This window comes from Methanomethylovorans sp. PtaU1.Bin093 (assembly GCF_002067275.1).
Taxonomy (GTDB): Archaea; Halobacteriota; Methanosarcinia; order Methanosarcinales; family Methanosarcinaceae; genus Methanomethylovorans.
This window is the reverse complement of sequence record NZ_MVQX01000016.1, coordinates 1-14895: the sequence shown is the minus strand read 5'-3', so window position 1 is coordinate 14895 and position 14895 is coordinate 1. Positions and strand designations below refer to the sequence as shown.

10 protein-coding genes and 3 tRNA genes are annotated in these 14895 nt (G+C 42.3%); 9 read left to right on the top strand and 4 right to left on the bottom strand.

All coding sequences use genetic code 11. The annotated features are described in order from the left end of the window. The 5 genes from A4E24_RS01660 to A4E24_RS01640 all read left to right on the top strand — a co-directional run. Nucleotides 1-2257 (top strand): response regulator (locus tag A4E24_RS01660; RefSeq protein ID WP_292351102.1); only part of this gene is annotated, 2257 nt, incomplete at its 5' end. Then, on the top strand, nucleotides 2254-2427 hold the full coding sequence (locus tag A4E24_RS01655) for a hypothetical protein (protein ID WP_292351100.1): 174 nt from the start codon (nucleotides 2254-2256) through the stop codon (nucleotides 2425-2427). The genes A4E24_RS01660 and A4E24_RS01655, both read left to right, overlap by 4 nt. 13 nt (nucleotides 2428-2440) lie before the next feature. Continuing rightward, nucleotides 2441-5488: a response regulator gene (locus A4E24_RS01650; protein ID WP_292351099.1), complete on the top strand. Its 3048-nt coding sequence runs from the start codon at nucleotides 2441-2443 to the stop codon at nucleotides 5486-5488. A 567-nt stretch (nucleotides 5489-6055) separates the two neighbouring features. Continuing rightward, the gene (locus A4E24_RS01645) at nucleotides 6056-7576 is read left to right on the top strand and encodes a lipopolysaccharide biosynthesis protein (protein ID WP_292351098.1); all 1521 of its coding nucleotides are present in this window, start codon (nucleotides 6056-6058) and stop codon (nucleotides 7574-7576) included. Nucleotides 7577-7640: 64 nt separating this feature from the next. Further along, entirely contained in the window at nucleotides 7641-7949 is a 309-nt protein-coding gene (locus A4E24_RS01640; protein WP_292351097.1) for a Dabb family protein, read from the top strand. A gap of 124 nt (nucleotides 7950-8073) precedes the next feature. On the opposite strand, the gene A4E24_RS01635 is transcribed toward A4E24_RS01640, so the two are convergent. The 4 genes from A4E24_RS01635 to A4E24_RS01620 all read right to left on the bottom strand — a co-directional run bounded on the left by A4E24_RS01635 (nucleotide 8074) and on the right by A4E24_RS01620 (nucleotide 9123). Continuing rightward, nucleotides 8074-8145: transfer RNA gene (locus A4E24_RS01635), tRNA-Gly, on the bottom strand. An 8-nt stretch (nucleotides 8146-8153) separates the two neighbouring features. Next, nucleotides 8154-8230 (bottom strand) — tRNA-Phe (locus tag A4E24_RS01630). A 70-nt stretch (nucleotides 8231-8300) separates the two neighbouring features. Continuing rightward, nucleotides 8301-8374: transfer RNA gene (locus A4E24_RS01625), tRNA-Val, on the bottom strand. 341 nt (nucleotides 8375-8715) lie between these two features. Continuing rightward, nucleotides 8716-9123: a hypothetical protein gene (locus A4E24_RS01620; protein ID WP_292351096.1), complete on the bottom strand. Its 408-nt coding sequence runs from the start codon at nucleotides 9121-9123 to the stop codon at nucleotides 8716-8718. A 184-nt stretch (nucleotides 9124-9307) separates the two neighbouring features. Between A4E24_RS01620 and lonB the strand changes: the two genes are divergently transcribed. The 4 genes from lonB to A4E24_RS01600 all read left to right on the top strand — a co-directional run. Continuing rightward, the gene (lonB, locus tag A4E24_RS01615; protein ID WP_292351095.1) at nucleotides 9308-11206 is read left to right on the top strand and encodes an ATP-dependent protease LonB; all 1899 of its coding nucleotides are present in this window, start codon (nucleotides 9308-9310) and stop codon (nucleotides 11204-11206) included. Between the two features lie 27 nt (nucleotides 11207-11233). After that, nucleotides 11234-12565, top strand: a complete 1332-nt coding sequence (locus A4E24_RS01610; RefSeq protein WP_292351104.1) for a TldD/PmbA family protein — start codon at nucleotides 11234-11236, stop codon at nucleotides 12563-12565. Next, nucleotides 12566-13876 (top strand): TldD/PmbA family protein, encoded by a 1311-nt coding sequence (locus A4E24_RS01605; RefSeq protein ID WP_292351094.1) that lies wholly within the window; start codon nucleotides 12566-12568, stop codon nucleotides 13874-13876. A gap of 143 nt (nucleotides 13877-14019) precedes the next feature. Next, nucleotides 14020-14895, top strand: an 876-nt coding sequence (locus A4E24_RS01600) for a PAS domain S-box protein (RefSeq protein ID WP_292351093.1), incomplete at its 3' end; no start/stop codon positions are given.

Genomic DNA, 14895 nt, shown 5'->3' with positions numbered 1-14895 from the left:
AAAAGTGCTGGAGCATATCGTTTCAAGAACAAAGGACTATGAGGAAAACAACATAAGCCTCGAACAACTCCAAAATACTTCGAATAAAGAACGTATAACCCTTAATATCAAAAATGGGGATACTTATGATTGGTACGTTGGTTCTATCATCCACAAAGAAAAGATCATAGGCAGAGTGTACTGTACCACTGACATTACGGACAGCGTGAAAGTCCAGACGCTGGAACAGGAAAGCAAGCAGAGACTGGAGACCGTACTTTCCAATATCATCAGCGGGGTTGTTCTTGTCGATGTACAGACACATCAGATAGTCGATGTGAACCCTATTGCTGAGGAGCTCATCGGCCTGCCTAAAGAGAAAATAGTAGGCAATATATGCCATGATTTTATCTGCCCTGCACACACGGGGCAGTGTCCCATCACTGACCTTGGATCGACAGTTGATCGGTCTGAACAAGTATTGATCAACAAGGACGGTACTAAGATACCTATCCTTAAATCTGCAATAACGGTTACAGTTGCCGATAAAAATTATCTTGTCGAGAGTTTCGTGGACATGACCACAATGAAGGAAGCTGAAAAGAGCCTTATCGAGTCCAAGGTAGCCGCAGAGACGGCCAATCGTGCGAAGAGCGAATTCCTTGCCACCATGAGCCATGAACTGCGCACACCTCTTAATGCCATCATAGGTTTCTCTGATCTGATGATGGGTGGCAGTGTTGGAGAGGTGGCTGACATGCAAAAGAAGTTCTTGGGAAATATCTCTACGAGCGGAAAACATTTGCTGTCCCTCATAAACAACGTACTTGACCTTTCCAAGATAGAAGCAGGGAAAATGGAGTTGAACTATGAACTATTCAGTGCCTATTGTACTATTGATGAAGTAAAGCAGCTTGTATCTCCGCTTGCAGATAAGAAAGGGATCAAATTGGAGTTCATTAGGGATGAACGCCTTGATAAGATCTATGCTGACAGGATCAGGTTCAAGCAGATACTTTTCAATCTTGCGAGCAATGCCATCAAGTTCACCCCTCAGGCCGGAAAGATAACTATCTCCGCACATATGACTGACAGTATGGCACAGTTCACTGTAACGGATACAGGCATAGGGATCTCTGAAGAGAACAAGAGCAAGCTCTTCCAGCCATTCATGCAGCTGGATTCTGCTGCAAACCGTAAATATGAAGGAACAGGCCTTGGGCTTTCCCTGGTAAAACAATTCGTTGAGCTGCATCATGGGCGTATATGGTTCGAGAGCGAACTGGGAAAAGGGACATCTTTTACATTTGAATTGCCGCTACAGCAAAACACGAACGCTGAAGCAACTGCAGAGGCAGTGCGTGCGGAAGCGGTGCCTGTTCGCTCTGAGATAAAAAGCATGGCCAATGCTCCTGAACCCACTCTCTCACAATCCAATGCCGAATCCAAAATACCTGCTCCTAAGATAATGGAGCCTCCATATGCCAGAGGTGATGAACCACTTATACTTGTCGTGGAGGATGATGATGCTTCCAGGGAACTGCTTGAGGTCACATTGGTACATGAAGGTTATAGAGTGGCAACTGCAGCTAACGGGAAAACAGCTCTTGAGATTGCCAACAAGCTGAAACCCTTTGCTATCACTCTTGACATCATGATGCCGGGTATGGATGGCTGGGATGTGTTGAGACAATTGAAAGAGAAAGACCAAACCCATGATATTCCCGTAATAATAACTTCCATGATGGAAGATAGAAAGACCAGTATTGTGTGGGGAGCTGTGGAGCATTTCATAAAGCCCATCCAGAAGGAAGAATTGCTTGGAACATTGAACAAAATAAAAGCAAACCTATCAAGGTCATCACTCAGCGTGCTGGTTGTAGATGATGAAAGAAGCACAGTGGAACTAATGGATGCAATGCTAAGAGGAAAAGAATTCGATGTGCTGATGGCTTATGGAGGACAAGAGGCAATAGATACTGCATTCAATAAACACCCGGACGTGATCGTGCTTGACCTTATGATGCCGGAAGTTAGTGGCTTTGATGTCATAAAAGCTCTCAAGTCCAGTCCCGAAACAATTGACATTCCAGTCATAATCTGCACTGCAAAGGATCTTGACTCGGATGACAAAAAATCTTTGGCTGGGAATGTAGCCTGCATCGTGCACAAAGGTATGTTAACCAAGGACAAGCTCATAGATCTTATCAAAACTGTGGAGGACAGGACTGTTGATAAAGATCATCCAAAGCACTGCACGAAAGAAGCATGTGTATGAAGAACATAAAGGAAAATCCAACTCAACGGCACAAATCTGTTGCCGCTTTAACTGCACATGCCATACAAGGAGATGAACAGGAATTCATTGATGCTGGTTGCCTAGGTTATATATCAAAAACTATAGATGTCTCCAATTTCCTGGGAACAGTGCAAGCATATCTAAAATAAAGGTGCATGACCTATGAAGATAAGAAATAAGACGATGCTGCTCCTTGGAGTCACGTTCATCATCCTGTTTGCATTTTTGTTTTTAGCTACTGAACAAATAGTTGAAATAAGTTTTTCCCGGCTTGAAGAGAATGAGGTCTCCACTAATGTAGCACGTGCATCAAATGCATTAGACGCGAAGATACAGAAGTTAGGCTCTAACGCATATGATTATGGAGTATGGGCTGATACTTTCTATTTTGTACAGGGTGAAAATGAAGGTTATATCAATGAAACGCTTTTCCCATCGATTTTAGCAAACCTTGGTACAAATATGATGCTATTCTATGATTCATCGAATAAACTCTATTATGCTACCGGAGTAGACATAGAAAGTGGTGAAGAAAAAAACATTTCATCTTCAATACTTGATCACTTCAGTACAAATGCCATCCTTTTCTCTCATTCTGAAAAACAGATAACCGGTATAATCAATTCACCCGAAGGTCTCTTGCTCATTGCATCTAACCCCATCAAAAAAAATTCAGGGGACGGACCTACAGTTGGAACGATCATATTTGCAAGGTACTTGGATACTGCAGTGATCGAGGAACTTGAAGAACAAACTCAGTTATCCCTTGATATACAAAAGTTCAACGAAAAAAGTGCCTCAGTGGACCCTGAAAAATTATCTTCTATTTTAGGTGAGAATAACAATCTGTACATAAATCCTCAAAATGAAACTTCAATCGTAGGAACTACTGTATTGAGTGATGTTAACGGGAATCCAGTATTGATCTTAGATGTAGATATGGAAAGGAATACTTACCAGCAAGGTAGATCTACTCTAAAATATGTATTTGCTGTAATTCTGATAATGGGGATCTTATGTGGAATAGTCCTAATGATATTATTAGATAGACTACTTCTAGATAGATTATCCTTCCTTAGCAAGAACCTGACAGATATCACGAAAAAGGGATCACTTTCCTCTCGTGTGGATATGGACGGCGATGATGAACTTAAGGATCTTGCTAATAACATCAATTATATGCTTGAGTCACTTGAGAACAATGAGCTCGAGTTCCAGCAGGCTGAAAATGAGAACAAGAAAAGAATGGAAACCGTGCTTTCAAGCATAATCTGTGGCACTCTTCTGATAGATGCTGAAACTCAGATCATCACCGATGTTAATCCGACAGCTACAGAAATCATAGGTCTGCCTAAAGAAAATATTGTGGGCAGTGCCTATAGCGACTTCATTCCTCCATTGAAAAAAGGAGTAGATGCTTTTCTCTACCAAGGAATGACCATAAATAAATGCGAAAGTATATTGATAAATGCCGATGGAAAAGAGATCCCTATATTTAGATCCGTTGTACCTGTTCATCTTTTTGATAAAATGTACTTTGTCGAAAGCTTCGTTGATATGGCCCGGATAAAGGAAGCTGAAGAGGCTCTGATAGATGCGAAGATCACTGCAGAGGCTGCCAATCGTGCCAAAAGCGATTTCCTTGCAACTATGAGCCACGAACTCAGGACACCATTGAACTCGATCATAGGCTTCTCTGACATGATACTTGATGGAGCTGTTGTGGACCCTGATAAGCAAAAGAAATACGTGGGCAACATCTCAGCAAGCGGAAAACATCTGCTGTCCTTGATAAACAACATACTTGACCTCTCCAAGATCGAAGCAGGTAAAATGGATATGCACTGTGAACTGTTCGGTGTATATACCACTATCGATGAAGTAAAACAATTAGTTTCTCCTCTTGCGGATAAGAAAGGGATCAAAATTGAATTCATTAAGGATGAGAGTTTGGAAATAATATATGCAGACCGATTAAGGTTCAAACAGATACTTTTCAATCTTGTAAGCAACGCCATCAAGTTCACCCATCCTGGTGGGAAGATCACTATCTCTGCGACCAAAGCCCTTGATAAAGCCCGATTCAGTGTTGAAGATACGGGTATTGGAATATCTGAAGAAGATAAAAGTAAGTTATTCCAGCCTTTTGTACAGCTGGACTCTGCCACAACCCGTAAACATGAGGGTACAGGTCTTGGACTTTCTCTGGTCAAAAGATTCGTAGAAATCCAAAATGGAAGTATATGGGTTGAAAGTGAATTGGGAAAAGGAACTAAATTCACTTTTGAATTACCATTGAGACCTATATCAGAAGAAAGAACTGCCATTGAACAGGAGATCAGTGCACCTGCAGAAACAATACAACAAGTTACCAAGACCAATACGCAGCGTTCACAAACACTGGAGCACGCTTCTTCAAAGGTCGATGGGCCTCTAATACTTGTTGTAGAGGATGACACACTTTCAAGAGAACTCCTTGAAGTAACATTGAGAGATGAAGGATATCGTGTAGCTTCTGCAAAGAATGGCAAAGAGGCCCTTGAACTTGCAGGAAAAATGAAACCTTTTGCTATTATCCTCGACATTATGATGCCAGGTATGGATGGATGGGAAGTGCTGAAGCACTTAAAAGATAACAAGCAAACCCATAATATTCCTGTAATAATCGCTTCTGTGATCGAAAAGAGTGAACTTGGTGTAATATGGAGATCCGTTGAACATTTTGTCAAACCTGTTCAAAAGGAGAGATTATTTGCTGCACTTGAAAGGTTCAAAGACGAAAGCTCAAAAGCTGTTTTGAGTGTCCTTGTTGTAGATGATGAGAGAAATGCAGTCGAGCTGATAGCATCTATGCTGGCTGAAGAAGGGATCAATGTGCTTCCGGCTTATGGAGGACAGGAGGCCATCGATATTGCATTTGAACAACATCCGGACGTTATATTATTGGACCTCATGATGCCGGAGATAAGTGGCTTTGATGTCATAACAGCGCTAAAGGCCTCCACTGAAACTATTGATATTCCTATCATCATCTGCACTGCAAAGGACCTTGATCCAACTGATATGAGCTCATTGAATGAAAATGTGTTCAGTATCATGCACAAAGGGATGTTCAACAGGGAGAAACTTCTAAACTTCATTAAAAATATTGAGAGCAGTAAGCCTGATAAAGATCATCCTGTGAACTCCAGGAAAGAAGCATGCGTGTGAGATAGCACAACTGCTCCTTTTGAACATAAAGATAATTGAATATAAATAAAAAGAATACAATAATTAAAGAGGAATGGTACTAATTAAAGAGAGGTGATCAATATGAGAAAAGTAAAGGTAATGAGAGCAAAGGTTAAGATCAAAAGTCTGCCCCGTGGCAAATAAAGACCCTTTATCCCATCTTAAGCTCTATTAGGGGGACAAGCAGGCGAATGGCGTATTCTGTATATCAACGATCCTGAAGAGATGCCTGAAAAGGACTTGTTAACGGAAGTACAGATCCCTGAAAAGAAAATAAAATAAGGATAGTTGGAGTTTTATTTAACAGCTATTCTTTTTTTCCCGGTTTAATTTTAAAACATTTCATTACCTGATCATTGGAAAATATCTGCTTGCTACCCATCAATAAGTGGTAGTGTTTTATAGATAGGTATATTAATAGAAAAAGCCTTTATGGGGCTCGGCTGTTGTTAAACTATATTTGAATGTGATGATCTTTGATCAATTATAAGAGTAAATCAAATCTACCAATCAATCCTGAAAAAGTAATACTGTTGGGTCCTCCTCATGAAAAGTTCTAACCAGAGTCATAATAACGATTCTTCACCGGTTAAAAAGAAAACAAATTTTGCATCTGATGTATTGACCCTTGTCGGAGGAACGACCTTTGCCCAGATCGTTACTATACTGGCATCTCCTGTGCTAACCAGGCTGTACACTCCTGAGGAGTTTGGCACCTGGGCCTTATTGATCTCAATTACAACGATCGTCGGGATCATTGCCTGTATGAGGTATGAGTTTTCGATAATGCTTCCGGAATCTGATAAAGAAGCGATAAATCTGCTGGGATTGAGCTTATCGATCGTCTGTATCATAACTGCTGTAAGCATTCTGCCGATATACTTTTTTAAAAACGAGATAGTTTTGATGCTAAACTCTCCACAGCTTGCGGATTTTCTGTGGCTGATACCAATTATTATCTTTGTCAACGGGGTCTTTCAGGCTTTGAACTACTGGAATTCCAGAACAAAACATTTTAAGAGACTTTCTTTTGCTCAGGTCTCGCGTTCCCTTTCAACAACAGGAACACAGATAGTTTCCGGTTTCCTGCGATACCCTCTAAGTGGAGGTCTCATAGTTGGCACTGTGGTGGGAAACATTGTTTCGACCCTTGTCCTGGGAGGACAGATCTGGAAAGACGATAAAAACTTCATCAAAGCGAATCTTCACCCGCAAAAATTCTTACAGGGACTGAAAAGGTATAAGAAATTCCCTTTGATAGATACATGGTCAGCTCTGTTGAACAGTATATCCTGGCAGCTTCCTGCATTCCTGTTAGCTTTTTATTTTTCTCCGGCGGTAGTTGGATTCTATTCCATTGGTTTTAGAATTCTACAGCTTCCAATGAGCTTTATAGGCAGTTCTCTTAGCCAGGTTTTCTTCCAGAGGGCATCTGTAGCCAATTCTCAGGGCAGCTTGGATGCCCTCGTTGAAACTGTTTTCAAACTGCTTGTAATAATCGGATTGTTCCCGATATTGACACTTACATTTGTAGGAAGTGATGTATTCAGCGTCATATTCGGTAGCTCATGGGCTGAAGCCGGTGTTTACGCTCAGATCCTGAGCATATGGGCTTTTGTGTGGTTCATATCCTCACCACTTAGTTCAATATATGTGGTCATGGAAAAACAGCAATTCGGCCTGCAATTCAATATCTTCAATTTCATAACTAGATTATTATCTCTGGTCATCGGAGGGATGATGGGCAGTGCAAGAATAGCCCTGGTCCTTTTTGCGCTGTCTGGAACCGTTGTATACGGATATTTGTGCTACAAGATGTTATCTTATTCCGGGGTTAAAATGTCCCATGTAAGACACATAGTTCTATCCAAGCTGCTACTATTCTTACCGGTAGGAGCGATCCTTTTTATCCTTAAATATGTTGGGACCAACGAATATCTGATCGTGGGGATAGCGGGATCGTTCATTGCTTTGTATTACCTATATGTTATAAGGACCGATGAAGAGATATATGAATTCCTGAAACGCTTTAAATTAACCGAAAAGATATCAGGCCTGAGAAGATAGCCGCCGGTTGCTACGACCTGTGGCTGGATCCTGGCAGGCTCTGTAATAACTGAAGAGAACAGGGATGGCAATGTTAAAACATATCGTTATGTGGAAGCTCAAAGATCGTGCGGAAGGAAGAACAAAGGCAGAGAATGCCAAAATGATGAAGTTTATGCTTGAAGGATTAAAAGAAAAGATACAGGAGATCGAACATATAGAGGTCGGAATGAATGTAATTCCTTCTGAAGCTGCCTTTGATGTAGTGTTATACTCCGAGTTCAGGGATGAAAAAGCGCTGGTAACATATCAGAAACATCCTGAACATGTCAAAGTTGCCGAGATCGTGGGCAAGATCAAGGAAGATAGAATAGTTGTGGATTATATTATTTGACCCATATATGAAATCTTAAAAACTACCTTATTTTTATTTATTTATCTAGAACTTATTTAGATGAGTGGTTCTTATAATAAGATATAGTATCAATTAAAAATAACAAAAACAAAAAAATATAGAATACATCAGCCGGGATTCGAACCCGGGTTCTAGCGTTGGCAACGCCAGGTGATAACCGCTACACTACTGATGTGCATTGTTTGGTGCCCAGACCCGGATTTGAACCGGGGACAACTGCCTCTTCAGGGCAGCGCTCTCCCAGACTGAGCTACCTGGGCTTTATGGGGAGCAACATAGCACCTTAATGCTGTTTTCCAATTTAAACTTAACTGTTCTTTGTTTTGCTGATGGGCCCGCTGAGAGTCGAACTCAGGACCTCCGCCATGTCAAGGCGACGTCATAACCAACTAGACCACGAGCCCTTATCGGCACCACCCATACATTGTCATAGCAGATAAACCTTTTGTTCCACAAAATCAAAAAAGGCTATCTACCTGTTCAAAGTGCATTTCTTATATATAGTTCACCGGGTATAGCCTCATGATATAGTAAAATTTTGAGATCATCTGAAAAATACATTGCTTTGCACATTTAGTTTTGAAACTTTCGTATCTATTTAATTATGGCAGAGAGTGTGATTCACTGGCATCTCCGGCAATCTGGGGAGAGAAACATTACCATCATCCAGTAGCTGCTGTGATGATATCAGGAACTGGATACAGGGTTTGCTTAGAGAAAGAGATGATACTTAAAAGTGAGGAGTTTAATAGAATATATTCGATGTTTCCTTTGCATTAGATTTCTGCTTAGTTGCACCACTTGGATAGACCATGGTGAGCACGTCAACACTTGAACCCAACTCTCTGGAATCATGCAGGTAATACCCATTGCTTAAATGTGAAACATTGCCGATCCTGATAATAGCATAGTCTTTACCTATCTCTGAAACTGTTACTTCGTCGAAGTCAGAGAACATTTTCCTTATATCCCCTTCCAGATTATGGCTACCCATCAATAATGTGTAAGCCTGCACAAATGCATCTAGCTCAAAGGAAAGAGTAACAGTGGCATTATTTCCACTGAATTTCATTGTCATATGCTTGTAATGGATATATTGGGAATTTTCCGTCGCGGCGGTCGCCGGTAATGAAACAAGGATCATTACAAACATGAAAGCAATAAGTATATGAATAATGGGTTTCATTTTCTAAACGCTTTCTGCATATCCGCCTTAATATTCATATAGTTTTGCAATATAAAGTGATACATTTATTTTATATGTGCACCTTATATGCAAAATCAATAAAAACAAGGAATATTCAGGTTGACAACAAAATCATAACTGTGAGCAAATCATGGATACAGAGATGACTACTATTGATCAAAACGAACTTTATGATCTCGATTTCAACACTACGAACTCCATAGATGTCCCTAAACTGTTGATCGATCAGATCATCGGGCAGGAGCATGCTGTGGAAGTGGTCAGGAAAGCAGCAAGCCAGCGCCGGCATGTAATGATGATAGGGACCCCAGGCACTGGTAAGTCTTTGCTGGCAAAGGCTATGGCAGAACTTTTACCCAAAGAAGAGCTGCAGGACATCCTTGCTTATCCGAATCTTGAGGATCAGAACAATCCCAAGATAAGGACTGTACCTGCTGGCAAGGGCAGAGAAATAGTCATGGCCCATAAACTGGAAGCGCAGAAAAAGTCCCAATCCAGGAACATGCTGATGATGATACTGGTCTTTGGCATTATCATATATTCTTTCTATGTGGACCAACTGCTGTGGGGGATCATAGCAGCTATTATGATACTCCTGCTTACGCGCCAGTTGCTGCCAAAAGAAGAGATGATGATACCCAAGCTTATTGTTAATAATTACAACAAAGAGCATGCTCCTTATATCGATGCAACGGGCACCCATGCAGGAGCACTCCTTGGTGATGTGCGCCACGATCCCTTCCAGTCAGGAGGACTTGAAACTCCTGCACATGACAGGGTTGAGAGCGGCGATATACACAAATCACACAAAGGTGTTCTGTTCATCGATGAGATAAATACCCTCAGCCTTGAATCTCAACAGAGCATGCTGACGGCCCTTCAGGAAAAAGAATATGCCATCACAGGACAATCAGAACGCAGTTCCGGTGCCCTTGTAAAGACAGAGCCTGTACCATGTGATTTTATCATGGTGGCTGCAGGTAATCTCGATGCAGTGGAGAAAATGCATCCTGCGCTCAGATCAAGGATCAAAGGGTATGGCTACGAGATATTCATGCGTGACTCCATGGAAGACACTCTAGAGAACCGCAGGAACCTGGTGCGTTTCGTGGCACAGGAAGTAATGCGTGATGGACATATACCTCCTTTTGACCGGTCTGCGGTCAATGAGGTGATCAGGGAGGCCAGGCGCAGAGCTGGACGAAAGGGTCATTTGACCTTGAAGCTAAGGGATCTTGGAGGTCTTGTTAGAGTAGCAGGAGATATTGCTCATGCTGAGAACGCACCAGTAACCACCGATAAACATGTGCTTGCTGCAAAGAAGATGGCCCGCTCCATTGAACAACAACTGGCAGATAGTTATCTTGAAAGACGTAAAGATTATCAGCTGTTCCAGAAGAATGGTTCAGCTGTGGGAAGGGTCAACGGTCTCGCCGTAATGGGGGGAGACTCTGGCATAGTATTGCCTATAATGGCCGAAGTGACACCAGCTCAATCAAGTTCAGAAGGACGTGTGGTTGCGACCGGCATGCTTAAGGATATCGCGAAAGAAGCTGTCCAAAATGTATCTGCCGTGATAAAGAACATCACCGGAAAGGATACAGCAAACCATGATATCCACATACAGTTCATAGGGACCTATGAAGGTGTGGAAGGTGACAGTGCATCCATATCCATAGCTACAGCTGTGATCTCTGCACTTGAGAACATACCTGTGGACCAGTCTGTGGCAATGACCGGTTCTCTCTCTGTGAGGGGGGATGTATTGCCCATCGGTGGTGCCACCTACAAGATAGAGGCTGCGGCCCTGGCAGGCATAAAGAAAGTAATAATCCCCAAATCCAATGAGGATGATGTGCTTATCGAAGAAGCCTATAAGGGTAAGATCGAGATAGTGCCAGTAACGAACATTATAGAAGTTATGGAGCACAGTCTTGTGGGAGTCGATAAAAAGAGAATAGTGGAGAAGCTTTCGAAACTGACGAACCTTAAGCTCAACCTCGATATTCCTGAAGTGGTTCCCACATAAGAGGATATTGGTTTTAATATGACCCACATGAAAAATGTTGACTTTTACGACGTAAGAGTGGTAGATGCCACTACTACGTCCATTATTATTGATAATGGAAATGTTGAAGAGATATCTGTGAACTATACACGGGGCGGAGGCATACGTGCTCTGTGCGGAGGTTCATGGGGCTTTACTTCAGCTGATGGTTATTTCAATGAGAAGAAAGCACTTAATGCTGCTTCTGAGCTTGCTGTAAGCATGAATTCCCGAAATCCCAAAGAAAAAGTGGAACTCACACCCGTCGGAAAACCAACATTGAAAGATCTCCCCCGTATAAAGATAGATCCCCGGGATATATCCATTGAAGAAAAAGTGGAACTGCTCAAGGAAATGAGCAAAAGGGCAAAACTTGAGGGGATCAGCAGCACAAGTGCTGTCTACTCTGAATCCGAAGTCAAGGTATGTTATAACAACATTGACGGCCTGGATTGTGAGTACGAGCTTATAAGGTCCGGATTTGCGGTCAGTGCAGTAGCCTCAGAGAATGGCATCTACCAGGCAGGAAGGGAAAGCAAGTTCGGTGTCAAAGGGTATGAAATATTCGATGAGAATAATGCTCTTGAGCTTGCAACAAGTGCAGCTAGCGAGGCACTTCAGCTCATACATGCCAAGCCTGCAAAGGGAGGGAACATGCCTGTGATACTTGATCAGGAGCTGGCAGGAGTGTTCGTACATGAGGCTGTAGGGCATGCATCAGAAGCCGATCTGGTGCTTGAGGGAAGTTCCATTCTTGATAATATGATTGGAAAACAGATAGCCTCACCCCTTATCACTATAGTGGATGACCCTACACTTCATGAATATGGCTACTTCCCATTTGATGATGAAGGGGCACAATCACAAAGAACGACTATCATAAAAGATGGCGTACTGAACTCTTACCTGCATTCCAGAGAAACCTCAGCAAGGCTTGGGGGTGACCCTGGACACAGCAGGTGTCAGGGATACTCCATGCCCATAGTCCGTATGAGCAATACATATCTGGATAATGGCAACTCCACCTTTGAAGAAATGCTTGAGGAAATATGTGACGGCATGTATCTTATTGGCTCCAGAGGCGGACAGGTCAACACTGGCGAAGGTATATTCCAGTTCAATGCAGAAAAGGCATATCTCATAGAAAGAGGTGAGATCACTACCCTCATGAGAGATGTATCTCTCTCCGGAAAGACACTTGAGATCCTCAATAATGTGACCCATGTGGGCAATGATCTGAAAATGAACTCCGGAAGATGTGGAAAAGGTGGACAGCTGGTACCTGTGAGCGACGGATCACCTCACATTTGTATCTCGAAGGCCGTTGTAGGGGGTACCTGAATGTACGATACTGCAAGAAAAGCCCTAAGTGCTGCTCTGAAAGCAGGTGCTGATGAGGCTGAGGTCTATCTGGTCAAAAGCGAAGTGACCAGTATAGATATCCGTAAAGGTCTGATCGAAGGTTCTAAGGAGAACATAAATCAGGGAATGGGAATTCGTGCAGTGGTCAACGGTGCTGTTGGGTTCGCAAGCACCAATATCGACACGAAGATGGAAGAAGCTGCAAGGACCGCAGTTTCCTCAGCCAGGATCAGAGGCAGGGATCCGGCATGGAGGTCTTTCCCCACTGATGGTAAATATCCTGAGATCAAGGATACGTTCGATCCCCGTATCAAAGATATGGAACTTGACGAATGTATAGAGTTGTCCACAAATATGCTGGAGGGAGCATCATCCTTGCCAGATGTGCTAGTAACGGCGGGATCTTTTTCCCGTGTGGCAAGCCGACGCTTGATATTAAATAGTAATGGAATAGAGGTAGAAGATAGAGGAACTGCAATAAGTGGGTTCGTAGATGTTATAACAGGTCAGGAAGAACCAACAACTGCCTATGAGTACGATATGTCCAGAAAAATGGACATTGATTTCTTCAATTTGGGAAAAGCTGCTTCTGAACTTGCATCCATGTCAAGGCAAGGCATTTCCATTGAACCGCATCGTACAGAGATCATTCTGCATCCTTTTGCAGTCGCAGATCTTCTGACAGGCATCTTTTCCTCTGCCATTGATGCAGACAATGTCCAGAAAGGCCGGTCCAGTCTGATCGGTCGTAAAGGTGAAATGATCGCCAGCGAGAAGCTCTCCATAATTGACGATGGACTACTTGAAGGAGGCCTTGAAACAGCCATGGCGGATGATGAAGGCGTTCCTTCCCAGACAACCCCTATTATAGAAAAAGGCGTTTTTAAGTCCTATCTCTATGACAACTATACTGCAGGTAAGGAAGGCATAAGCAGTACAGGCAATGCTTCCAGGCATTCCTATTCCTCTCCTCCTTCCGTAGGGATCCGCAATTTTATAATAGGATATGAAAAGAGCAATGTGATCGAAGATACAGATAAGGGGATCTATATTAATACTGTTATAGGAGCACATACTGCTAATTACATTTCAGGTGATTTCTCTGTGGAAGCAAGGAATGCCTTCACCATTGAGAAAGGAGAGCTTGCAAGACCTATCAAATCGCTTATGTTAGCAGGAAATGTTTTCGATATCCTTAGGAATATAAATGGTGCAGGCAGGGATCTGAGGCAAGTGGGCGGAACAGTTACACCCTCACTTCGGATAGCTGATATGAGTGTTGTTGGCTGACCCTGATCTTTTGTAAAAACCTGTATCATTATTTCCTTTTTTCTTAAAGACTGACACATAGAAAACCTGCACCAGATTAAAATATTATTCATTCCTTTGCTCATCAAGGAATAATGCGATCCGATAGCATGGATTTGGTCCCAATGGATTTTCGTGTAGTTGTAGATAACTCCTGTGATCTGGTAAGTGTGCTTGATGGGCAAATGAAATGTCTGTACGTTAATCAGGCAATGGAAAAAGCCGCTGGGATACAGGCACATGACCTTGTTGATAGGCAATTACAAGAGACAGGTATTCCGATACATGCCTGTGCTCTCCTTAAAAATCAGATACAAAAAGCATTTCTTACAGGAAAGGATACTGAACATGAGATCCTGATGGAGTTCCCTATTGGAAATGGTATCAGGAACTGGTCATGGCGCCTGATCCCTGAAAAAGGTTCGGATAAGAAGGTTCTATGCGTATTCTTAGTTGGCAGGGATATTACAGAAAAGAAGCTATCGATAAATGATCGTTCTCTTAATGCCATCAGGTCTCATGCTCTTTTTGAGAATTCTCTGGATATGATCTTTGAAACTGATAAAAAAGGTGCAATAACGTATATCAGCCACCACGTACGAAAATATGGCTTCAAGGAAGAAGAACTCATCTACACCAACATTTTTGAGATCTTTGTTCCCGAAGACAAGGATCATGCATCCAGAGAATACCTTAAGCTTCAGATGTATGGAGGAATAGCTGATATAGCCATGCGGCTCAAAGATAAAAAAGGAAATGTCTTCTGGTTCGAATGCAGATGTTCAAGGCAGGAAGATGCAAATGGTACCTTTCTGGGCATATCTGGTATCCTGAAAGATATTACAGAACACATGGAAAAAGAACAGGTTATCCGCATTCTTGAAGCTGTGAGTATTGCTGCAAGCAAATTCCTGCAGATAGGCTTGTCTTCAGAGGATTTCAAGGAAATACTGGAACAACTCGGGAGGGCTACTAATGTCAGCAGGGTATATATTTTTCAG